Source organism: Undibacterium sp. SXout7W, from assembly GCF_049339385.1.
Taxonomy (GTDB): domain Bacteria; phylum Pseudomonadota; class Gammaproteobacteria; order Burkholderiales; family Burkholderiaceae_D; genus Undibacterium.
In genome coordinates, this window is record NZ_JBMPPF010000005.1 from 124,415 (window position 1) to 145,554 (window position 21,140).

The 21,140-nt window shown below is 47.0% G+C and carries 16 protein-coding genes; 6 read left to right on the forward strand and 10 right to left on the reverse strand.

Translation table 11 applies throughout. The features are described from left to right. Window positions 1-267: 267 nt before the first annotated feature. Window positions 268-2,415 (forward strand): TonB-dependent receptor plug domain-containing protein, encoded by a 2,148-nt coding sequence (locus ACO0LB_RS07065; protein ID WP_423047882.1) that lies wholly within the window; start codon window positions 268-270, stop codon window positions 2,413-2,415. Between the two features lie 268 nt (window positions 2,416-2,683). Here ACO0LB_RS07065 and ACO0LB_RS07070 read toward each other — a convergent pair whose 3' ends face one another. The 9 genes from ACO0LB_RS07070 to ACO0LB_RS07110 form a co-directional block, all read right to left on the reverse strand. Continuing rightward, complete coding sequence (locus tag ACO0LB_RS07070) at window positions 2,684-3,010, reverse strand: ComEA family DNA-binding protein (RefSeq protein ID WP_423047884.1); 327 nt, start codon at window positions 3,008-3,010, stop codon at window positions 2,684-2,686. Between the two features lie 129 nt (window positions 3,011-3,139). Beyond that, on the reverse strand, window positions 3,140-3,733 hold the full coding sequence (locus ACO0LB_RS07075; protein WP_423048073.1) for a peptidylprolyl isomerase: 594 nt from the start codon (window positions 3,731-3,733) through the stop codon (window positions 3,140-3,142). A 388-nt stretch (window positions 3,734-4,121) separates the two neighbouring features. Continuing rightward, a complete protein-coding gene (gene glp / locus ACO0LB_RS07080) occupies window positions 4,122-5,423 on the reverse strand; it encodes a gephyrin-like molybdotransferase Glp (RefSeq protein ID WP_423047886.1) in 1,302 nt (433 codons plus the stop codon). 1 nt (window position 5,424) lies between these two features. Beyond that, window positions 5,425-6,033: a molybdenum cofactor guanylyltransferase MobA gene (gene mobA, locus ACO0LB_RS07085; RefSeq protein WP_423047888.1), complete on the reverse strand. Its 609-nt coding sequence runs from the start codon at window positions 6,031-6,033 to the stop codon at window positions 5,425-5,427. Window positions 6,034-6,321: 288 nt separating this feature from the next. After that, window positions 6,322-7,446: a GTP 3',8-cyclase MoaA gene (moaA, locus tag ACO0LB_RS07090; protein WP_423047890.1), complete on the reverse strand. Its 1,125-nt coding sequence runs from the start codon at window positions 7,444-7,446 to the stop codon at window positions 6,322-6,324. Window positions 7,447-7,526: 80 nt separating this feature from the next. Beyond that, a complete protein-coding gene (gene chrA, locus ACO0LB_RS07095; RefSeq protein ID WP_423047892.1) occupies window positions 7,527-8,879 on the reverse strand; it encodes a chromate efflux transporter in 1,353 nt (450 codons plus the stop codon). Between the two features lie 42 nt (window positions 8,880-8,921). After that, the gene (gene mutS, locus ACO0LB_RS07100) at window positions 8,922-11,564 is read right to left on the reverse strand and encodes a DNA mismatch repair protein MutS (protein WP_423047895.1); all 2,643 of its coding nucleotides are present in this window, start codon (window positions 11,562-11,564) and stop codon (window positions 8,922-8,924) included. A gap of 85 nt (window positions 11,565-11,649) precedes the next feature. After that, a complete protein-coding gene (locus ACO0LB_RS07105) occupies window positions 11,650-13,038 on the reverse strand; it encodes a DEAD/DEAH box helicase (RefSeq protein WP_423047897.1) in 1,389 nt (462 codons plus the stop codon). A gap of 85 nt (window positions 13,039-13,123) precedes the next feature. Beyond that, window positions 13,124-13,918 carry an inositol monophosphatase family protein gene (locus ACO0LB_RS07110; protein WP_423048075.1) on the reverse strand — a complete coding sequence of 265 codons (795 nt, stop codon included), beginning with the start codon at window positions 13,916-13,918 and terminating at the stop codon, window positions 13,124-13,126. A 184-nt stretch (window positions 13,919-14,102) separates the two neighbouring features. Here ACO0LB_RS07110 and ACO0LB_RS07115 point away from each other — a divergent pair, with 184 nt between their 5' ends. The 3 genes from ACO0LB_RS07115 to ACO0LB_RS07125 all read left to right on the forward strand — a co-directional run bounded on the left by ACO0LB_RS07115 (window position 14,103) and on the right by ACO0LB_RS07125 (window position 17,684). Further along, window positions 14,103-14,861, forward strand: a complete 759-nt coding sequence (locus tag ACO0LB_RS07115) for an RNA methyltransferase (RefSeq protein WP_423047899.1) — start codon at window positions 14,103-14,105, stop codon at window positions 14,859-14,861. Window positions 14,862-15,089: 228 nt separating this feature from the next. Further along, window positions 15,090-16,985: a type IV pilus assembly protein FimV gene (locus ACO0LB_RS07120; RefSeq protein ID WP_423047901.1), complete on the forward strand. Its 1,896-nt coding sequence runs from the start codon at window positions 15,090-15,092 to the stop codon at window positions 16,983-16,985. 51 nt (window positions 16,986-17,036) lie between these two features. Next, window positions 17,037-17,684 carry a glutathione S-transferase family protein gene (locus ACO0LB_RS07125; protein WP_423047903.1) on the forward strand — a complete coding sequence of 216 codons (648 nt, stop codon included), beginning with the start codon at window positions 17,037-17,039 and terminating at the stop codon, window positions 17,682-17,684. 215 nt (window positions 17,685-17,899) lie between these two features. Here ACO0LB_RS07125 and ACO0LB_RS07130 read toward each other — a convergent pair whose 3' ends face one another. After that, window positions 17,900-18,700: a PP2C family protein-serine/threonine phosphatase gene (locus ACO0LB_RS07130; RefSeq protein ID WP_423047905.1), complete on the reverse strand. Its 801-nt coding sequence runs from the start codon at window positions 18,698-18,700 to the stop codon at window positions 17,900-17,902. An 85-nt stretch (window positions 18,701-18,785) separates the two neighbouring features. Here ACO0LB_RS07130 and ACO0LB_RS07135 point away from each other — a divergent pair, with 85 nt between their 5' ends. Both ACO0LB_RS07135 and ACO0LB_RS07140 read left to right on the forward strand, forming a co-directional pair. Beyond that, the gene (locus tag ACO0LB_RS07135) at window positions 18,786-18,986 is read left to right on the forward strand and encodes a YdcH family protein (protein WP_423047907.1); all 201 of its coding nucleotides are present in this window, start codon (window positions 18,786-18,788) and stop codon (window positions 18,984-18,986) included. 56 nt (window positions 18,987-19,042) lie between these two features. Next, window positions 19,043-21,076 (forward strand): ATP-dependent DNA helicase, encoded by a 2,034-nt coding sequence (locus ACO0LB_RS07140; RefSeq protein ID WP_423047909.1) that lies wholly within the window; start codon window positions 19,043-19,045, stop codon window positions 21,074-21,076. The last annotated feature ends 64 nt before the right edge of the window (window positions 21,077-21,140 follow it).

A 21,140-nucleotide genomic window follows, 5' to 3' on the forward strand; every position in this document is an offset into this window, starting at 1 on the left:
TTTTTATGTCAGGTCGGTTTGTTCGAAATCATCCCTTTGATAGTCCTCACTTTTGAGTTTGTTTCAATACAATACAAAATGATGGCGCTGTTCGCTGGCATCGCATCTGCATTAAAAATACAATGGCGCAAAATAAGTATTTCAGAATACTTGCCGATTGTATTGTTTAGTCACAACCACATGCATAACCATCTCCCTATTCGATCTTTGACATTTGCTATTGCCGGCGTTTTTTCAATTTCTTGCCAGGTTTTTGCTGAAACAGAAATGCCAGCGTCCGAGAAAATCAGGGCTGAAAAAGACGTCACAAAGAAAGCAGATAGCACATCGAAAGACAATATACAAAAAGTCACTATCAGCGGTGGGCGAACTGATCTTGAGGAGCGGAGGCAGTCTACTGCGGCCAAAATGATTTTTGGCCGCGAGGAACTTGATCGGAATGGTGATAGCAGTATCGGTGAGGTATTGAAGCGATTGCCTGGCGTGACTGTGGGGGGAAGGGCGGGGCGGGGCGGTGATATCCGGATGCGCGGAATGGGCAGCGGCTATACACAGATATTGATTAATGGCGAAAAAGCACCGCGTGGCTTTTCTATGGATTCGCTCACGCCAGATCAGGTCGAGCGCATTGAAGTGATGCGCGGTCCCGTCGCTGAATATAGTACGCAGGCGATTGCAGGGACAATTAATATCGTTTTGCGCGAGGAGTATAAGCAAAAAAATATTGACTTTAAAGTGTCAGAGGCATTTGAGCAAGGGCGTAATGCACCGAATATTTCGGTCACTTTTCCGGGAGAGGTGGGGCCATTGTCTTATACGCTCAGTGGTTCGGCTTTTCAAAACCAACAGCACGATGTGGTTAATAGTATCACCATAGAAAAAGATCCTGCTGATCAATTCAGTCTGATCCAGAACCAGCATGACCTGACAAATCGCAGAACTAAGGGGCTGCAGTTGACGCCACGATTCAGTCTTAAGCTGGAGAATGGGGATGCATTAACCGTGCAACCATTTTTAATGAATTCGCGCAGCGATTCCAGTAGTGCTACACAGCTAACGCAGACTCTGGGCCTGCTGTCTCCTTATGCATCAGCAAATACCAGTGCGTATGCGCAGACCAGTTTTGGCCGACTTTTTGGCAACTGGCAGCATAAATTTGAGGATAATTCGAAATTAAACGTCAAGTTTGGCGGCGGTGTAGGGCGAATGGACAATTCTTCAGTCCGTTATCAATACGATGCAACGGGCAAGCAGGTTGACCTGATCAGCGACGTGAATAATACCCGCGATCGTAGTTTAAATACCGGAGGAAAATACACTAAACCTTACGGTGAAGGACAGACTTTGGCAGTCGGTTGGGAGGTGGAGACGGGTGCGCGATCTCAAACCAGAATATCACTCGATAATGGATCGCCGCAATTTGCGGAGTCAGGTGATAACCTGGATGCAAGCACACGTCGCTTTGCCTTGTTTGTCCAGGATGAGTTTGATATTAATTCGCAATTTTCCGCCTATGCAGGCTTACGCTGGGAAGGCATCAGAACGCAGAGTACGATTGCAACAGGGACGATTGATAACAGCAGCCGTGTATGGAGCCCTTTGTTGCATGGCGTTTGGCGCATTCCAGGTGCCGGGAAAGATCAGATTCGGTTGAGTTTGACGCATAGTTATCGCGCTCCCGCCTTGAATGATTTGATTGCGCTGCCGAGCATCTCTAATCTGAATGGACCAACCAAACCAGACCGCACTGGAAATCCATTTCTGAAACCTGAATTATCCAGAGGGATTGATCTGGCGTTTGAACACTATTTAAGTCGTGCAGGCATTGTGAGTGCGAATTTATTTGTGCGCAGTATTGATGACCTGATCCGTCGTCGTACGTTATTCATTAATACATTGACGGGCATGCGCTGGGTATCTTCACCAGTCAATATTGGGCATGCAACGACAAGTGGAGTCGAACTCGAAGCCAAATTTCAGTTACAGGAATTTTTTCCATCAGGGCCAGCGATCGATGTACGTAGCAACTATAGCCATTTCTGGTCACGGGTTGACGATATTCCGGGGCCTAATAACAGACTTGATACGCAACCTGCGCAGACCGCAAATGTGGGGTTGGATTACCGTCTTCAGAATATTCCTTTGACTATTGGTGGAAACTGGAATTGGACCCCAGCTTACATCACACAAAGTAGTGAGATGCAAATCAATAGTACAGGTATCAAGCGGCAGATTGATCTCTATGGACTCTGGAAAGTGAATCCGAATTTGCAGTTGCGATTATCAGCTAATAATCTTCAGGCAGATGCTGCATTCAGCAGTAGTCTCGTGACTACTGGCGGAATTAATCATATTGACTACAATACCGCAAAAACTTATACAACTTGGACATTGCGTCTGGAAATGAAATTATGAGAAGTCGGCGTATTCAGACATGATCATATCCGCCAGTATTTTTTTGAACTATCTTCAGATGCCGGAGTGGCAAATGTGTTGAACGTGTCAGTAAAGCACTCAAGGGTAATGGCACAACCTTGGCGCTATGTTTGACATAGCGCCTTTGCCTATCCGCAAATTAGATCAATATGTAGCAATAATTTTGCCTGTACTTTGTCTGAATTCTCTCAAAGATAAGTAATGTGTCGATAAGTTACATCACTCATCAAAGAGAGAAACAAGATGCTTATTTTTTAGCAGCAGGTTTTTGCTTCGCAATGACAAGATCTTTAATGCCGTTATAGACGTCTTCAGTCAGAATTTTTTTAGATAGCAGCTCGTCCTTGCCTTTGTATGGACGACCTTTGATGATGGCATCGGAACGAACATCACCAATTTTGGGCAATGTCGATAATTCTTTTTTGTCTGCACTGTTCAGATCAATTAATTCAACTTTGGCACTTGCTGCTGTCGGTGCAGGCGATGGCGTCGCTGCTTCTTTTGCAAACGCCATCGGGCTCATTAAAAGACTGAAGCTGGCGATGGCCAGAGCGGATTTCCACAGATTTTTCATCGCTTTTCCTTGAATAAAAGAGATGGTCGCTTTTTGGTAAGCACTTTTGCGAGCACCATTGCAACCACCATGTCAATTGAGAAACTCAACCATCAATGATGATGATCGAGTTTCTTCAGGATAGCAATTTTATTGCGTTTGTACCATGCTGTTAATGACAACAGGCGTTACTGGTACATCAGTCATGCCAAGGGATGTGACTGTTGATGTTGGTACAGCCTTAATGTTGTCCATCACATCAAGTCCGGTAACTACTTTACCAAAAACGGCATAGCCCGAATTCGTCGTGCTGGCATCGAGGATGCTGCTGTTATCAACGACATTGAAAAAGAATTGCGACGTGGCAGAATCTACTGGCGACGAAAGACGAGCCATGGCAATGGTGCCTCTGGTGTTACTCAGGCCATTACTTGCTTCGAGTTTGATTGCTGCAGAAGTCGTCGCTTGTTGCAGGTCTGCTGTATAGCCACCACCTTGAATCACGAAATTACTGATGACACGATGAAAAATTTTGTTAACGTAAAAACCGGACTCGGTATAGTTGAGGAAGTTATCAACGGTAATCGGTGCCTTGGCAGGATTGAGTTCAATTACCAAGGTTCCCAGGCTGGTGACCATGGTGACCTGAGGCTGAGCAGCCAGGGGGATCGTCAGAGATCCACTGTATAATGAAGAACCGTCACCTGCAGTAATCCCGACACTGACTGTGCCGACGGCGACCATCTTGCATGAAAAAATACGTTGAGTCGAGGTGCCACCAGCTACTTCTGTGATTTTCAGGCAACCAGGATTGGAGATATTGATCCCTTTATCCAGGTTTTTACCCGTAATCGTCATGTTGGTGACTTTGCGATAGGCCAACTGGTCTGTTGTGACACTGCTGACGCTGACAGTGCTTGATGTACTGCTATCACTTGAGCTGCCGCCACCACATGCGCTCAACAGTAACGCCGATGCGCATGCACCTAATAGCCATGTTGTTTTATTCAATCTGCTCTCCTGAAAAAGTGAAAGCAAAATTGTACTGTGTCACTTTACATTTCAGGGCTAATGTACCAGTTTGTTACGAAATTCCTGTCCGGGTTTATTGAATATATCGATAAGAGCAATTTCAGATCAGTCCTTCAAATAACAGTATCTGAACCAGACTATCGGGCATCACATCGCTTTGATCATGGCTCAGCACGATCATGCAGTTAGCCTCTGACATTGATCGCAAAATGCCCGAGCCTTGTGAGCCAGTCACATGCACTTCCAGTTGTCCCTGTCCGTTCATTGTTGCAATTCCGCGTTGATATTCTGTGCGTCCTGGCCGCTTACGGATCGCAGTTCGGGAAACAGCCGTGACCAATAGGGGCTCTGTCGCTGTCGCACCCATCATGTGTAGTAGCGCCTGGCGAGCAAAAAAGTAAAACGTGACCATGACTGCAACCGGGTTGCCTGGTAAGCCGAACAAATAGGCGCTTTTGCCATTTGAACGGATTTTCCCAAATGCCATTGGGCGTCCCGGACGCATACCAATCGTCCAGAATGCTACATCGCCAAGGGTTCCCATGATTTGCTTCGTATAGTCGGCTGCCCCTACGGAGACTCCGCCGGACGTGATAATGGCATCTGCATTTTCAGCCGCGCTGCGGAAGGCTGCCTCCAGGGCATCCGGATCATCCTTGATGACGCCCATATCAACGATGTCACATCCCAAGCGTGTCAACATGCCGTAGATAGTGTACCGATTACTGTCATAGACGCAGCCGCTATCAAGAGTCTCCCCAAGCGAACGTAATTCGTCACCAGTCGAAAAAAAAGCAACCCGTAAACGTCGATGAACTGCTACTTCAGCAATGCCCAGTGAGGCAAGCAAACCAAGATCGGCAGGTTTTAATACCTTCCCCTCAGAGATTGCTACGTTGCCGCAGGCGAGGTCTTCTCCCTTTAGGCGCCGATTATCACCACTTCGGAGTTTTCCTGATGGAATCGTCACTTCCAGCTCTGTTGCTTGTAATGTCAGCTCTTGCGGGATGACTGTATCGCAATTGTCCGGCATGACGGCGCCTGTCATGATGCGCACGCACTCACCAGCATTCACAGTGCCCTGATAAGCGCGTCCTGCATAGGCGGTGCCAATGACTGACAGTGTACGATGGCCTTGATGGGGTAAATCGTTTCCTTGCAGTGCATAGCCATCCATGGCTGAATTATCGTGTGCGGGAACGTTGATGCCAGAGATAACGGGTGCCGCCAGGACTCGTCCAAGAGCCTGTCGTATCGCCAGTTTTTCAATGGCATTCACAGGCTGCACGAATTGCCTGATGATGTCTTGTGCCTGAGATACCGGAACTGCCTTTGGATCGTAATCAGACAGGCAACTCACGATATCGTGTAGTTGATCTTTGCTTGAGCTGGCGGTGGTCATATCAGGATTCAAATTGTCGTAAATCGTCTAATGTATTGATATTGCGAAATGCAGTATTGTCTTCAAACAAAACTTCTGCCACTGTTAATTCTTTGAACCACGCATCGACTTTTCGACCGCCGAGACTCAGAAATTCAGTAAGGTGTGGAAGTAATGCGGATGTCATTAGTGAAAATACTGGATGTAGTTGTTTTTTTCTGATCCCGTTTTCCAGTTCTAACGTGTAGGCGACAGCAAGATCGGCATTGTGCAAAAGTAATGCGGATGATAAGCGGCTGACCAGATCCACAGGTAACATCGGGGAATCGCATGGTGCACTTACCAGGTAAGGTGTTTCACAATGCTGTAAACCAGTTTGTAAACCAGCCAAAGGACCAGCAAAGCCTTCAATCTGGTCTGGGCATACTTGTGTTCCGAAGCTCTCATACACTGCCAGATTTTGATTGGCATTGATGATGATTTCACCAGTTTGCGGCGATAGTCGCATCAGGACATGCAGTGCCATCGGAGCACCGCGAAAATTTTGCAGGCCTTTATCGACTTGTCCCATTCTGATGCCTCTGCCGCCAGCAAGGATAAGGCCGGTAATTAATTCTTTGTCAATTAACATGACATTTCTCTCAATTCGATAAGCTGAAGGACAAATGATTGCACAGCTACATTTTTAATTTACAAGACTGACGCAAAACGGTAGTAACAATATTATGATTTCCTATCGCACGAAATCCTGCATAAGCACGTGCAGCTTTCGTCGCCATGGTCTCGCCAATTGGCGAACTGAACATGACTGATAAGTGAGCTAAGTCATGTTTCCCACATTACAAGAAGCTTGTCTGGCCTTGTTGGGACAATTTTGTGTAAGTCTATTGAGTATTCTCGTGGAAAACACGATGCCAGTTTATCCACCGATATACGACATTTCAATTTTCTTGCGTTCTGCATGCAAACCTTCAGTATGTTGGCTGCGCAACTCCGAATAGCGATCGCTTCGCACATTCCAGATGCTGGCGATGACATTGGCAATTTGAAAATCAGAGATTGCTTCGGAATTTCGGAGCAGATGGCGCAAATCGTGTCCTGTACTGGCAAACAGGCAGGTGTAAAGCTGGCCTTCCGTCGAGAGTCTGACGCGACTGCAGTCACGACAAAATGCCTGAGTCACACTGGAAATAACGCCGATCTCACCTTTGCCATCAAGATGCTGCCATCGTTCCGCAGTTTCGCCAGCATAATTGGCATCAATCGGTAATAGCGGCATGCCAGCTTCACGTATGCGCCGGATGACTTCTGCCGAAGGGATCACTTCATCAAGTTGCCATCCATTTGATGCACCGACATCCATATATTCGATAAAGCGCAAAATATGCGGCGTATCTTTGAAATACCGTGCCATGCTGGTAATTTCCTGGTCATTCATACCCGCTTTGACAACCATATTCACTTTGACAGGCCCCAAGCCAGCAGCATGCGCAGCTTGAATGCCTTCCAGTACTTCAGCGACAGAGAAGTCGACATCATTCATGCGTTTGAAAATAACGTCGTTCAACGCATCGAGTGAAACAGTGACTCGCGACAGACCCGCGTCTTTGAGTGTCTGTGCTTTTTTTGTCAGCAACGATCCGTTGGTGGTTAATGTAAGATCAAGTGGCGTACCATCGGTAGTACGAATGCTTGCCAGCATTGCGATCAGGTCTTCAATATTTTTTCTGAGTAAAGGTTCGCCGCCGGTTAAGCGAATTTTTTTGACGCCATGTGCAGCAAAAATTTTGGCGATTCTGGTAATTTCCTCAAAACTGAGTAGGGAAGCATGGGGCAGGTAAGGATAATCTTTTCCAAAAACCTCCTTCGGCATGCAATAAACGCAGCGGAAATTACAGCGATCGGTCACGGAGATGCGTAAATCATGCAACGGTCTGCCCATCGCATCTGACAATAAGCCGCTTGGCTCTTGCAGCACTGCAGGGATGTTGCTGAGTGACCGTTGCTGACGCTGATCTATCAGTGGAATGAACTTTTCCGTCATGGGATGCAGCTTTTAAAAATAGAAATGGCGACAGGCTGAACGATACCACGATGCCAGATTATTCGTTCTGTCCGCCTGTCTCATATATGCGCATAGTACTTCAGGCACGCGCCAATCAAGGCACAGATAGCCAGCACCCGCATCGTACCCCACTCGAAACGAAATATCGCTACACAGGAGATGAAGAACAGGAGCAACGCCAGCATTTCAGGGTGCTGACCATCAGGTAAAAATACCGCTTTCGCAAAAAATATCGCCAGGCTGATGATGACGCCGACCACGGCTGCCGAGATCGCATTGAGTGGTGCTGTCAGATGCAGATTATTTCGTGTTGACTCTACCAGCGGACCTCCTGCCAGTATAAAAATGAAGGAGGGTAAAAAAGTAAAAAAGCAGGCTACCGATGCACCGATGCAGGCAAGCATGATCATACTGTCGGAGCCCATTACTGCCTTACCCCAGCCACCGATAAAGCCGACGAAGGCGACGATCATAATCAAGGGACCCGGCGTGGTTTCACCTAAAGCCAGTCCATCCATCATCTGAGCGGCAGATAGCCAGTGAAAATGCTCTACCGCAGCTTGATAGACGTATGGCAGTACAGCATAAGCTCCACCGAAGCAAAGGAGCGCCGTTTTAGTGAATAGCCATGCCAGATCAGTGAATAAAGAATGCCATCCAAAAAGTAATGCTAATAAGACATAGACGGCGAAGCCAGACGCGATTCCTGTCGCTAGTACGCAGAGCAACTGTGTCCATGAAAATAATGCATGCCGTGGTGTGGGTGTTTCGTCGCCAATCAGGTAGCTACACAGATTGCTGTCTTGCTGATCTGGTAATACGTTGGAGGTCGTTTGTGTGGCAGGAGATGGCGCGCAAGATGTTTTTGCGAAAATACCAATCAGTGCGGTGGCCAAAATAATCAATGGGAAAGGGAGATTCAATATACTGATGCTGACTAGCGCAACTAGAGCGATGCCCTTGAGAACTTTTGATTTTAAAGTCCGTTTGCCAATACGCCATGCAGCAGCCAGAACAATCGTCACAATGGCGGGTTTGATGCCAAACAGTATGCCACTGACCAGCGCGTTATTCCCTAACGACAGATAAGCCCATGACAACAGGCATAGCATGATGAAACTTGGGAAAATAAACAGGAAGCCAGCCATGAGACCGCCTCTGGTTTTATGCATCAGCCAGCCGATATAAACAGCAAGCTGGGTTGCTTCTGGCCCCGGTAGCAACATGCAGTAATTTAGTGCATGCAAAAAACGTTGTTCGGAAATCCAGCGCCGCTTTTCCACCAATTCAGCATGCATTAACGCAATCTGTCCGGCAGGCCCACCAAAGCTGATGAAGCCTAGTTTCAGCCAGTATAGAAAAGCTTCTCTGGCTGATACCGTGACTAAATCTTTTTTTGATGTATTGATCATCCGTGGGTTATTGGTCAGGGAGTTGGTGCAAATTGTTGTGTATCAAACGATTGATTGCCTGATTTTTTTCAATTCATACAATGCATCCAATGCCTCTCTTGGTGTCAACGCATCAGGGTCTATCTCATCTAATGCCTCATTGAGCTCATTGCTTGGTTCGGGCTGAGGCATTGCCGTGTCTGTCATCTCATCCCGGATGGCCGGTACAGAAGAAAAGAGATCAAATTGCGATGTTGATTGGAGTGAGTGCGCCTCCAGCTCTGCCAGATGTTTGCGGGCTGAGCGAATCACTGTCTGCGGAATGCCTGCCAGCTGCGCCACTTGCAAACCATAACTCTGGGAAGCTGGTCCTGATTGCACTGCATGCAGAAAAACGATGGTTTCCTTATGTTCTACTGCGGACAGGTGTACGTTTTTTGCCGTTGGATGAAGATCGGGCAATTGAGTCAATTCAAAATAATGGGTCGCAAACAGTGTGTAACTTTTCGATGTCTGTATCAGATGTTTTGAAATCGCCCATGCCAGTGCCAGGCCATCGAACGTAGAAGTACCTCTACCTACTTCGTCCATTAACACCAATGAGTTTTCTGTGGCGGCATTCAGAATGGCGGCAGACTCTGTCATTTCAACCATGAACGTAGAGCGACCTCCTGCCAGATCGTCGGCTGCACCTATTCTGGTAAAAATTCTGTCTATCGGGCCGATTTTAGCCTCAGTTGCGGGCACGTAGCTGCCGATATAGGCGAGCAGGGTAATTAATGCAACCTGTCTCATGTAGGTCGATTTACCGCCCATGTTAGGACCTGTAATCAGCAATAATTTTTTTTCAGCAGAAAAGTCGCAGTCGTTAGCGATAAAGCGTTCAATCTGATTTTCGACGACAGGGTGGCGTCCTTGAGAAATATGCAGAACAGGCTCGCTGAGTAATTCAGGGGCGCACCAGTTATTTCTGGTTGCATGATTGGCGAGGCTCACCAGTGTATCGAGCTGCGCTATTGCATGCGCTATGGCCTGTAATAAGCTGATGTACGGTAATAATTCGATTAAGATTTTTTCGTACAGGAGTTTTTCCCGCAGCAAGGCACGTTCTTGTGCTGACAGCGCTTTGTCTTCAAAGGCCTTTAGCTCAGGCGTGATATACCGTTCAGCATTTTTCAGTGTCTGGCGGCGGCGATAATTGTCTGGCACTTTGTCTGTCTGGCCATTGGTCACCTCGATGTAAAAACCATGTACTTTGTTATATTCCACTCTCAGATTAGCAATGCCCGTTCTTTCGCGTTCCGATGCTTCCAGTGCCACCAAAAACTGACCTGCGTTTTCCGACAATGACCGCAATTCATCCAGTTCAGCATCGTATCCATTAGCAATCACACCGCCATCTCTCACCATTGTTGCAGGGAGTGGCATCAGGCCACGTTCCAGTAAGTCGAGACAGTCGGCAGGAGTCGCCAGATCAGCCAGAATTTTCGTCAGCACACTGGTCTGATTATCGGCAATGCACATGCTGACGTAATTTCTCAGATTCGGAAGGTGTTGCAAACCATCCCGCAATCCAGATAAGTCTCTGGGGCGGGCTGATTGTAGGGCAATGCGGGTAGTGATACGTTCAATATCAGGAATCGTATTGAGCGTCGTAGATAAACCCTCCGTGGAGTCCGCTAAAATTAACGCCTTGATTGCGTCGTGCCGGGCTCTGGCGACGGATTGTTCGCGTCGGGCATGGTGTATCCAGTGGCGTAGTAAACGCGATCCCATTGCGGTGCGGCAGTGATCTAGCAAAGAAAAAAGTGTTGGGGATTCTTGTCCGCGCAAAGTTTCGGTCAGTTCAAGATTGCGTCTGGTCGCTGTATCCAGTCCAATGAACTCATCTTCATTCTCAACAGTCAGTGCATTGACGTGTTTCAGGCCGCGGCCCTGTGTGCTTTCAGCGTAACGTAATAATGCTCCGGAGGCACCCAGCGCAGCATTCAGATGCTCTGCGCCAAAGCCTGTCAGGCTGGCGGTGCCCATTTGTTCCTGCAAGGATTTTTGCCCTTGTTTGATATCGAAATGCCAGTCAGGAACTTCCGAAAACTTTCCCGGCAACTGCTTTGCGTATTCATCGAGTAACAGTGTGCCGGCGGAGAGTAATACTTCAGCCGGAGAGATGCGTTCCAGTTCTTGCTGCAAACGTTGAGGTAAGGATTTTTCGTCGCTGGTGAGCTCCATTAATTTAAGAACGCCACTTGCCAGCGATAGCCATGCAAAACCCACGGTGATCGTTTTTCTGTGCTGAACCAGATTTAGCGCCAATAAGGGACGTTCAGATTTTTCTGGAAGCAGATCGGTATCGGTCAGTGTTCCGGGAGTGATTACCCGCATGACTTTGCGCTCCACTGGCCCCTTGCTGGTTGCTGGGTCGCCGATTTGTTCGCAGATTGCAGCAGATTCGCCGATCTTGACTAATTTGGCGAGATAGGGCTCCAACGAGTGAAATGGCACACCTGCCATTTTGATTGGATTTCCGCCAGAACTGCCGCGTTGTGTCAGTGTGATTCCGAGCAGGCGGGAGACTTTTTCAGCGTCGTCGAAAAATAACTCATAAAAATCACCCATACGATAAAACACGAGGGTATCGGGATGATCAGCTTTGATGCGTAAATACTGCTGCATCATGGGAGTGTGCTTGCTTAAATCTTGTTGCATTATATGAAAAAGCCGGAATAACAAAGCCAGTATTGTATGCGACTATGGCTTGTTTTCCCGGCAGATTTTCTATTCAGCGTCAGGTTTAGCCGTTGCCGCGACCACCTGAGCGTCGCGGTGTTGATTGCTTGGCCGCAGGGCGGTTGCCCGGTGCGCGCGGGTTACTCCCAGCATCGCCGCGATGAGGCCCTGGAGCTGCGTTTTTCGTGGCAGTGCGTTGCTGCGTTGGCTTGTTGCCACCTTGAGGGCGTCCACCCCGGCTAGCGCCAGGATTGCCGCGACCTTCAAAGCTGCGCAATTGTATTGGCTGTGCCTTGGCGTGTGGATCAGGAATAAAACCGTCAATGATTTCTTGTGGAATCTGGCGTTTAATAAATTTTTCAATATCGGCCAGCAATTTGAACTCATCCACGCAGACCAGAGAGACTGCCTCACCCGTTGCGCCTGCACGCCCTGTGCGGCCTATGCGATGAACGTAATCTTCCGGTACATTGGGCAAGTCGTAATTCACCACATGCGGCAGCTGGTCAATATCAATACCACGCGCCGCGATATCAGTTGCTACCAGCACAGGCAAGCTGCCATCCTTGAATTCTGACAGTGCTTTAGTGCGGGCAGATTGGCTTTTGTTGCCGTGAATAGCCATTGCTGCCACGCCGTCTTTACCCAGCTGTTCGACGAGTTTGTTTGCGCCATGTTTGGTGCGGGTGAATACCAATACCTGAGACCACTGGTGCGTTTTGATCAGATGCGCCAGGAGTGGATGCTTTTTATCACGATCTACGGGGTGAATTTTTTGCGCAATGACTTCTACCGTTGAATTGCGTCGTGCCACTTCGATCATGGCAGGATTATTCAGGAGGCGATCGGCTAATGTCTTGATGTCATCCGAAAAAGTTGCTGAAAACAACAGGTTCTGGCGCTTAGGAGGCAAAATGGCGAGTACTTTTTTGATGTCATGGATAAAGCCCATGTCCAGCATACGATCTGCTTCATCCAGAATCAGTATTTCAATATGGCGCAGATCAATCGTGCCTTGCTGGTGATGATCTAGCAAGCGACCAGGTGTCGCTACCAGAATATCGACACCGTGTTTCAATAGTTTGATCTGCGGATTGATGCCGACACCGCCGAAAATAACGCCAGATGTCAGTGGTACGTATTTACCGTAGGTTTCTACGCTCTCCTGCACTTGAGCCGCCAGCTCGCGTGTTGGCGTCAGCACCAGAGCGCGGATCGTGCGTTTGCTTAGTTTGTCTTGCGGCGCATTGATTGAGGTAGACAATCGTTGCAATACCGGCAGGGTAAAACCCGCCGTTTTACCTGTGCCGGTCTGAGCGCCGGCGAGTAAGTCGCCACCTTGAATTACAGCAGGAATAGCTTGCTGTTGAATAGGCGTCGGAGAGGTGTAACCTTGTTCGCTGACTGCGCGAACGATGTACTCGGATAAACCGAGTTCGCTGAATGAGGACATGTGTTTCTATTGATTTTCTGAAAACACGGACTGGCAGATGCCAGCCCGGTGAAGATGCACTCTGATATTCAAAGTGTGAAAGATATTATTTTGACGATGCTGCAAACACTTGCAATACATTGACCATCTGTGAAAAGACTTTGGGTGTGCCTGCCAATACATCACCTTTATACAGGTAATCAGAGTCGCCTGAGAAATTACCGACAATACCGCCAGCTTCTGTGATTAATAATGAACCTGCAGCGATATCCCATGGCGCCAGACCTTTCTCAAAGAAACCATCCAGACGACCCATCGCTACGTAAGCCAGATCCAGTGCAGCAGAGCCTGGTCTTCTTAATCCCTGGCATTTGGATGTCATGACTTTGAACATTTGCAGGTACTGATCTAATCCGGATAAATCACGTGAAGGAAAGCCTGTTCCGATTAATCCATCAGCCAGCTTATCGCAACGCGTTACACGAATACGTTTGTCGTTCAAAAACGCACCACCACCTTTACTGGCGGTGAACATTTCATTGCGGGTTGGATCATATACCACGGCTTGCGTGATCACGCCGCGATGTTGAAGTGCAATGGAGACGCAGTATTGTGGAAAGCCGTGAATAAAGTTAGTTGTGCCATCAAGAGGATCAATGATCCAGACAAATTCATTTTCGTCGTGCAGGTTATCGGAAGCGCCGGACTCTTCGGCCAAGATAGCATGGCCAGGATAGGCTGTTTTTAATACTTCGATGATCGCTGCTTCAGCAGCTTGATCTACTTCAGTAACAAAATCATTGAAATGTTTTTCAGTGACACTGACACGGTCAAGATCAAAAGACGCGCGGTTGATAATCGTCGCGCCACGACGAGCGGCTTTAATAGCCGTATTCAGCATTGGATGCATAAGAGGTTTCCGATAAAATGACGGCAAACAAAACCAATACCATATCTGTTTCATCAAACAGAATTGATAAAGGCGAGTCTGCTACACAAAAATGATAAAGAGCATACGCTTTCGTCATTAGTCATGTCATCATGAACACAACCACAACATAAACGCTTTAATGACGCTATTTTAAATGAACTTGCCTGAAACTGACACATCTCTTTTTAAACGTCTGCGTTTTGTTCTTGTTGAAACGAGTCACCCAGGTAATATCGGCGCAGCAGCCCGAGCCATCAAAACGATGGGTTTTAAGGAGTTGGTTCTGGTCAGGCCGCGCTTTGCTGATGCTTTGCAACAGCCTGAAGCTATCGCATTTGCAAGTGGCGCTCAGGACGTGCTGGATCATGCTCGCATCGTCAATACGATGGAGGAGGCGCTGGCTGGTTGTGATTTTGTTGCTGCCATCAGCGCCAGATTACGTGAATTTTCGCCACCATTATTCGGCCCCAGAGCAATCTCAGAAAAATTATCGCAATCAAAACACTTGAATGCGGCATTCGTATTTGGTAGTGAACGCTACGGTTTGCCCAATGAGGTGGTGATGAATTGTCATGCACTGATTAATATTCCGGCCAATCCTGATTACTCGTCTCTCAATCTGGCTCAGGCAATTCAATTGCTTGCTTATGAGTGCAGAATGGCAGAAGTAGAGAATGTGCCTGTTGCCAGCAATATTGGCTTTCAGGGGCAGTTAGCACAAGTAGAACAAATTGACGGCATGTACCAACATCTTGAGCAAGCCTTGGTTGCGATTGACTTTCTTGATCCTCACAATCCCAGAAAATTAATGCAGAGACTTAAGCGTATGTTTTCAAGGACTCAGTTGGAAGTGGAGGAGGTGAATATACTTCGTGGTATTGCAAAAAAGATTTTAGATGTGCAAAAGAAATAAATCATTTTCCTCTCTGAATTGATAAATATGTTGAAATTTCCATGAAAAACATAATTATTAATCATCTTTTTAGGGGCATAAGCTACTAGCTTTATTACAAATCCAGTAATATTGCAAAGCACACATGCTGGGTGTTTCGCATTCCTTTTTTGTACAAAAGTCATACTTTTTGTGTGAACAACATTGACTGGGGTCATTATTATTTTTGTTCTGATTCGACGATCTTCGATGAAGTTGATCTGGGCTGGTGCTGTCGCATCAGTCGCGGCGGGTAATGCTTGTGCGCTCAGTTTGGGAAACGTACAGTTGCAATCTGGTTTAGGGCAGCAACTCAAGGCTCAAATTGAGATCAATGGTATTGATACGCCTACTGTTGAACAAGAGTGCTTCAAGGCGAGGGTTGAATCAGCGGAAGGTGATTTACTGGCGCCAGTGGTGGTCAGTTTGTCAGCCATTAGTCCGCGCAGAGTATTAACCTTAGTTACCAGAAAAAACATACCGGAGCCAGCGGCAAAACTTGTCATTGATGTCGGTTGCGAAGTTCAGTTGCATCGTGAGTATCTGGTATTGCTTGACCCGCCACAATTTGCCAAATTACCTTCTGCTCAAACGAAACCGGATTTGCCGCTGGTATCTAATACAGATGCAAAAGAGCTGCTTCCCAAGTCAAATGCAGCGCCACGTGAAAAAATAAAACGTAGCAAAGAAAAAGCGTTGGCGGATACTGAGATAGTCAGTGCCTCTGCTGAAAAAAAACCTGCACGCACTCAAACCACCTCATCAGCTCAGCCTGTAGAGAAATCCAGAAACACCAAAGAAGTCGGAAGACGCGATGAATTGAAGCTGTCAGACGAAGTTGCCATTTTTCCTGCTGGCTTACGTATCAGTGACAGTTTATCAGCAACAGAAAATACACCTCGTTCAGATATTGCTGATTTACGCGCTGCTCAAGCACAGTTTGCAGCAATGCTGAAAGATGAAAAACCTGAACAATTTTCGTCAGAAAAATTGAAGGCGGATCAGCAGCGTGTGCAGAGTCTGCAGCAAGAAGCTGCGCAATTGAAGCGTCAAAGTCAATTGGATAAGGCCGCTCTTGAGGATTTAAAAGAAACCAGTTTTTCACGTAACTTGGTCATTGGTTTGTCCGCTTTTGTCTTGCTTGGTTTGCTGTCAGTGGCACTGCTACTCATGTATATCGGCAGAATGCATAAAAAGTTTTCGTCGAGTTGGTGGGAGCAAAAAGAGCTAAAGCCTGAGGCTGATTCCAAGAGAAGCATAGAGGAACTTGTGGATAGCGTTCAGGCATCGTATGGCCCGACAACAGATGGCAGCGCGATGTTTCCTTCGCGCGAATCTGAACCTTCTAAAATTACCGTGCCACAAACATCTGTTTCTTTAGTTAAATCAGCGACCGTTGATGCACCTCTGGGAAATATGGAAGCGCCATCGGTGTTTGGTAAAGGTTATTACGCGCCATCTCTGGAAGATACCAATAGCAGTACGTTTAACTTTTTCACGACGCGTGCGCACTCTGTGAAAGTGGAAGAGATTTCTGATGTGACCCAGGAAGCTGAGTTCTGGATGTCCGTGAATGATCCTGATAGGGCGATCGAAATTCTGGAGCCACAGGCAGCGCTTGAATATCCTGATTCTCCCGTTCCCTGGTTGTATCTGTTGGATTTGTACCGTGTTACCGGTCAAAAAGAAAAATACGATCAGTTGCGCGATAAGTTTGTCGTGTTTTTCAATGCCAATATCCCAGAGTTCGAAGTTGACCCGGCAACATTACCGTCTCGTCAATTGGAAGAGTTTGAACATTTAATGCAGAAAATATGCAAAATGTGGACCACCAACGATATTTTGCCTTTCTTGCAGAGTCTGCTGGTTGATGACAGGGATGGTAAGCGCATGGGTTTTGAGTTGCCTGTGTATCGTGATATTTTGTTGTTGATTTCTGTTGCCAATGAGTTGGACAGATTAAAGGCTTTTGGGAACGATAAGCCCGGTGGTTGGAATAACATACCTGATGCACCCGTCATTTCACCCGCAAATAACAACGTAAAAGAAGAGCCCGAATCAAATATTATTAATTTCGAAACGATCGATTTTCGTCATGAAAAATAATGTATCTGAGCTTAGTAGATAAAAATAAATGAAGCGATAAAAAGGAGATGTATGATTAAATTATGTGGATTTGCCGTTAGTAATTACTACAACAAAGTAAAGCTGGCATTGTTAGAAAAAGGTATCCCATTTGAGGAAGAGTTGGTTTGGACCGGACGATCTGAAGCGTTGCTGGCACGCTCTCCACTTGGTAAAGTGCCTTACATAGAAACACCAGAAGGACCCTTGTGTGAATCTCAGGTGATTTTGGAGTATCTGGAGCAACAATTTCCTGAAAAGCCTTTATTGCCTGCTGATCCGTTTGCGGCAGCTAAAGTTCGTGAATTAATTACATTCATGGAGCTTCATCTGGAATTAGTCGCTCGCGAGTTATATGCGCAAGCTTTTTTTGGTGGGATGGTCAGTGAAGAAGTCAAAGCAAAAGTGGAAAAGCAATTAACAAAAAATATTGCGGCATTTGCCAAGCTGGCTAAATTTCACCCATATATCGCTGGTGACGAGTTCACGATGGCTGATTGCGTTGCTGTATTTCACCTGCCACTGGTGTCGATGGCGACTAAGGCCATTTACGGCCGTGATTTCCTGGCTGAATTACCTGCGCGTGAATACACAACGCGCCTTTCTGAGCGTCCGCATATCCAGAAAATCAATGCCGACAGAAAAGAAAATCAATTGCAGATGGCCAGCATGAAAAAGTGATGTAACAGAAACCTGTCACGAAAAAAGCGGAATCGTCAGACTCCGCTTTTTTATTTATAGCAATATATTTTTAGTTTCTTGTTTGATGACATATCAGTCATACGGCTTATCGGTACATCAACCTATTCTAGATATTATGTGTGTCACATCATTTGTTTGCGTGGTTTAAACCTTGTACTGCAGTTCCGGAACTGCACTATCTGAATTTTTAATGATCAGACGGCTCGCCGCATTTTTTGTACCGTATAAGATTTTACTTCTGCGGGTGGCTCTACTAGTTTAACGATGGCGAACGTACAGTTATCTCCTCGGCCATCGGATCGTTCGCGTGCTTTGCGGATTAATAATTCTGAAGCCTGACGAGGGGAGTTCGCAGCGACAGCTGCCGATAACTCGGCATCATCAAAATAATGCCAGAGACCATCTGAACATAATAAAAAGTTATCGTTGGCTTTTAAAGGGCTATATTGTCCTATCGTGACGTAGGGTGCCGTCGTGCCTGAGCCAAGGACATTGATGAGGATATTGGAGAGTTTATGGTATTTGGCTTCTTCGGGCGCCAGTTTCCCTTCATCAACCAGTTTCTCAACGTAAGAATGATCTTTGGTTTTAAAAGAAAAATTAGGGCCATTGAAGCGATACAAGCGAGAGTCGCCGACATGCGCCCAGATTGCTTCCTGAGCTGGTGTGATCACGAGAGCAACAACGGTGCTGTGCGGTTCTTTTTCAGCCGAAACACCAGACAGCTTAATGACCGTATGTGCTTCGCTAACGATGTTTTCCAGCAGAACGCGAACATCATTGCCAGGATAAAACTCGTCAAATAATTGTTTGGCGGTGCGTATGACCTGTTCTGCGGCCAAGGCACCGCCACTTTTGCCGCCCATGCCGTCTGCGACTACAGCCAACATGTAGCCTGGAGCATGCGGCGCTGCAAATAATGCAGCCCGATCCTGTTGTTCTTGCCGGTCGCCTATGTGTTGTCCGGTACCAGCTTCGATCTTATATTGGCTCATACGTCTTGGTAGATTAAACTAGCGGGATTAACCTATAAAAATGGTCTTTCCTAAATTAACATCATTTTACTGTAAGCAGAAGACTATGAGTCAGCCAGAGCAAGTACAGCAACGAATTATCGAACTGGAAGTAGAGCACCGGGATCTGGATGTCGTCATTGACACCCTCATTAAAGACCCTGCTCATGATGAATTACAGTTGCGCCGCCTGAAAAAAAGAAAATTACAATTGAAAGACCATATCACTCTGCTCAAAATGCAGCTGATGCCAGATGTGCCAGCTTGATTATCTCCTTTTTACATCGCCTTCTTCATTTTATTTAGTTTTTGACTGTTCCCACTTTGATTGAATCACCTGCCACTACGCACGCCTCTGGCGTGCATGATAACGAAGTCGAGCGTATTTTTGGTCTGACAGGGCCATTGAGTGCGTCAATTAGCGGATATCGTCCCCGTCAGGCGCAAACAGAAATGGCCAAGGCAATCGCGGATGCGATTGCAGGGCAGAGTACATTGCTTGCTGAAGCCGGGACTGGTACGGGTAAAACTTATGCATATCTGATACCGGCTTTATTGTGGGGCGGCAAGGTCATCGTCTCAACGGGTACAAAAAATCTTCAGGATCAGTTGTATTTACGCGATATTCCGACAATCAAAAAAGTATTGAAGGCACCGGTTTCTGTGGCATTGCTCAAAGGGCGTGCTAACTATTTATGCCATTACCACTTGGAACGCACGTTGCAAAATGGTCGCCTGAGCTCAAGAGAAGATGTTGGCTATTTAAGAGATATCGGGCGTTTTATAAAAACAACATCGAGTGGTGACAAATCTGAGTTGTCTCGGGTACCGGAAAATGCTTCCGTCTGGAATTTGGTGACCTCCACCAAAGATACCTGCCTGGGTTCTGAATGTCAGTACCATCAGGACTGCTTTGTCATGAAAGCGCGGAAAGAAGCACAGCAGGCGGATGTGGTGGTGGTGAATCACCATCTGTTTTTTGCCGATGTGGCGCTTAAAGATACGGGGATTGCTGAATTATTACCTTCTGCGAATACCGTGATTTTTGATGAAGCACATCAGTTGCCAGAAACAGCGACTTTATTCTTTGGCGAAACCGTATCCACATCGCAGGTACTTGAGCTTTGTCGCGATGTGCTTGCCGAGGGCTTGTCGCATGCGCGTGACGGTGCTGAGTGGGCAAAACTGGTCGCACCTGTTGAAAGAGCGGCGCGCGATCTGCGTCTTGCATTTCCTCAGGATATTGTTCGGCTATCGATTGATCAGATTGCGGAATCAAGTCCTTTTTTTGAGTCTCTGGAAACCTTGAAAGATCATCTGGAAGAGATGATTGCCGTACTGGAAAAACAGGCCGAACGCGCCGAGACCTTGGAACAGTGCCGCGCCCGGGCGATCATGCTGCACGAGCAGATTCACCAATGGAATGCAGCGCCGACTGGCAAAGAAAAAGAAGGTGATTATGTATTGTGGGTGGAGGCATTTTCTGTTTCTTTGCAATTGCATAAAACACCATTGTCGATTGCCCCGATTTTCAATAAACAACGTGAAGGTACGCCACGATCCTGGATTTTTACTTCAGCGACGATGGCGGTAAAAAATGACTTCACGCATTACGTATCCCAGATGGGATTGTGGAATGAGCCTGCACATACCTGGCCTAGCCCGTTCAATTATCAAGAACAAGGCTTTTTGTATGTGCCAGACGGAATGCCGGACCCGAATTCCCGTGATTATGCTGACGCTGTTATTACTGCCGCGTTGCCGGTGATTGCGGCGGCGGGTGGGCGTACATTTTTGTTATGTACCACCTTAAAAGCAGTGAAATTCAGCGCAGAGCGTCTGAAAGAAGAATTTACCCGGCTTGGCCTGAATTTCCCCTTGTTTGTGCAGGGCGATGCCGGTCGCACGGAGTTGCTTGACCGGTTTCGCGCGTCTGGTAACGGGGTGTTGATCGGCAGCCAGAGTTTTTGGGAGGGCGTGGATGTCCGTGGTGAGGCATTGTCGCTGGTTATTATCGACAAACTGCCATTTTCACCACCGGATGATCCTGTGCTGGCTGCGCGTATTGCTGCGATGGAAAAAAAAGGGATGAACGGTTTTGTCCATCATCAGTTGCCCGAAGCGATTATTAATCTGAAGCAGGGAGCAGGCCGCCTGATTCGTGACGAGACAGACAAGGGAGTGCTGATGATTTGCGATCCTCGCTTGATTTCCAAACCTTATGGCAAGCGCATCTGGCAAAGTCTGCCAAGTTTTGCCCGCACCCGTCTGGAGTCAGATGTCATTGCTTTCTTTACGCGCTTGCATGCTGACAGGACTTCTGCTGCCGGAGTTGAAGTGTCCAGTAGCGCATCATAATATGAGAAAAATGGGGAGTATGTGATTTTTTGACGTTGTAGACAACGTTATTAAAGCTTCCTTA

Excerpts from the sequence above, each read along its gene's own strand:
- ACO0LB_RS07065 (WP_423047882.1), top strand. The coding sequence starts at position 268 with ATGCCAGCGTCCGAGAAAATCAGGGCTGAAAAAGACGTCACAAAGAAA.
- ACO0LB_RS07070 (WP_423047884.1), bottom strand. The coding sequence starts at position 3,010 with ATGAAAAATCTGTGGAAATCCGCTCTGGCCATCGCCAGCTTCAGTCTT.
- ACO0LB_RS07075 (WP_423048073.1), bottom strand. The coding sequence starts at position 3,733 with ATGGTCGCCGTCGGCACAGTCAGTGTCGGGATTACTGCAGGTGACGGT.
- glp (WP_423047886.1), bottom strand. The coding sequence starts at position 5,423 with ATGACCACCGCCAGCTCAAGCAAAGATCAACTACACGATATCGTGAGT.
- mobA (WP_423047888.1), bottom strand. The coding sequence starts at position 6,033 with ATGTTAATTGACAAAGAATTAATTACCGGCCTTATCCTTGCTGGCGGC.
- moaA (WP_423047890.1), bottom strand. The coding sequence starts at position 7,446 with ATGACGGAAAAGTTCATTCCACTGATAGATCAGCGTCAGCAACGGTCA.
- chrA (WP_423047892.1), bottom strand. The coding sequence starts at position 8,879 with ATGATCAATACATCAAAAAAAGATTTAGTCACGGTATCAGCCAGAGAA.
- mutS (WP_423047895.1), bottom strand. The coding sequence starts at position 11,564 with ATGCAACAAGATTTAAGCAAGCACACTCCCATGATGCAGCAGTATTTA.
- ACO0LB_RS07105 (WP_423047897.1), bottom strand. The coding sequence starts at position 13,038 with ATGTCCTCATTCAGCGAACTCGGTTTATCCGAGTACATCGTTCGCGCA.
- ACO0LB_RS07110 (WP_423048075.1), bottom strand. The coding sequence starts at position 13,918 with ATGCTGAATACGGCTATTAAAGCCGCTCGTCGTGGCGCGACGATTATC.
- ACO0LB_RS07115 (WP_423047899.1), top strand. The coding sequence starts at position 14,103 with ATGAACTTGCCTGAAACTGACACATCTCTTTTTAAACGTCTGCGTTTT.
- ACO0LB_RS07120 (WP_423047901.1), top strand. The coding sequence starts at position 15,090 with ATGAAGTTGATCTGGGCTGGTGCTGTCGCATCAGTCGCGGCGGGTAAT.
- ACO0LB_RS07125 (WP_423047903.1), top strand. The coding sequence starts at position 17,037 with ATGATTAAATTATGTGGATTTGCCGTTAGTAATTACTACAACAAAGTA.
- ACO0LB_RS07130 (WP_423047905.1), bottom strand. The coding sequence starts at position 18,700 with ATGAGCCAATATAAGATCGAAGCTGGTACCGGACAACACATAGGCGAC.
- ACO0LB_RS07135 (WP_423047907.1), top strand. The coding sequence starts at position 18,786 with ATGAGTCAGCCAGAGCAAGTACAGCAACGAATTATCGAACTGGAAGTA.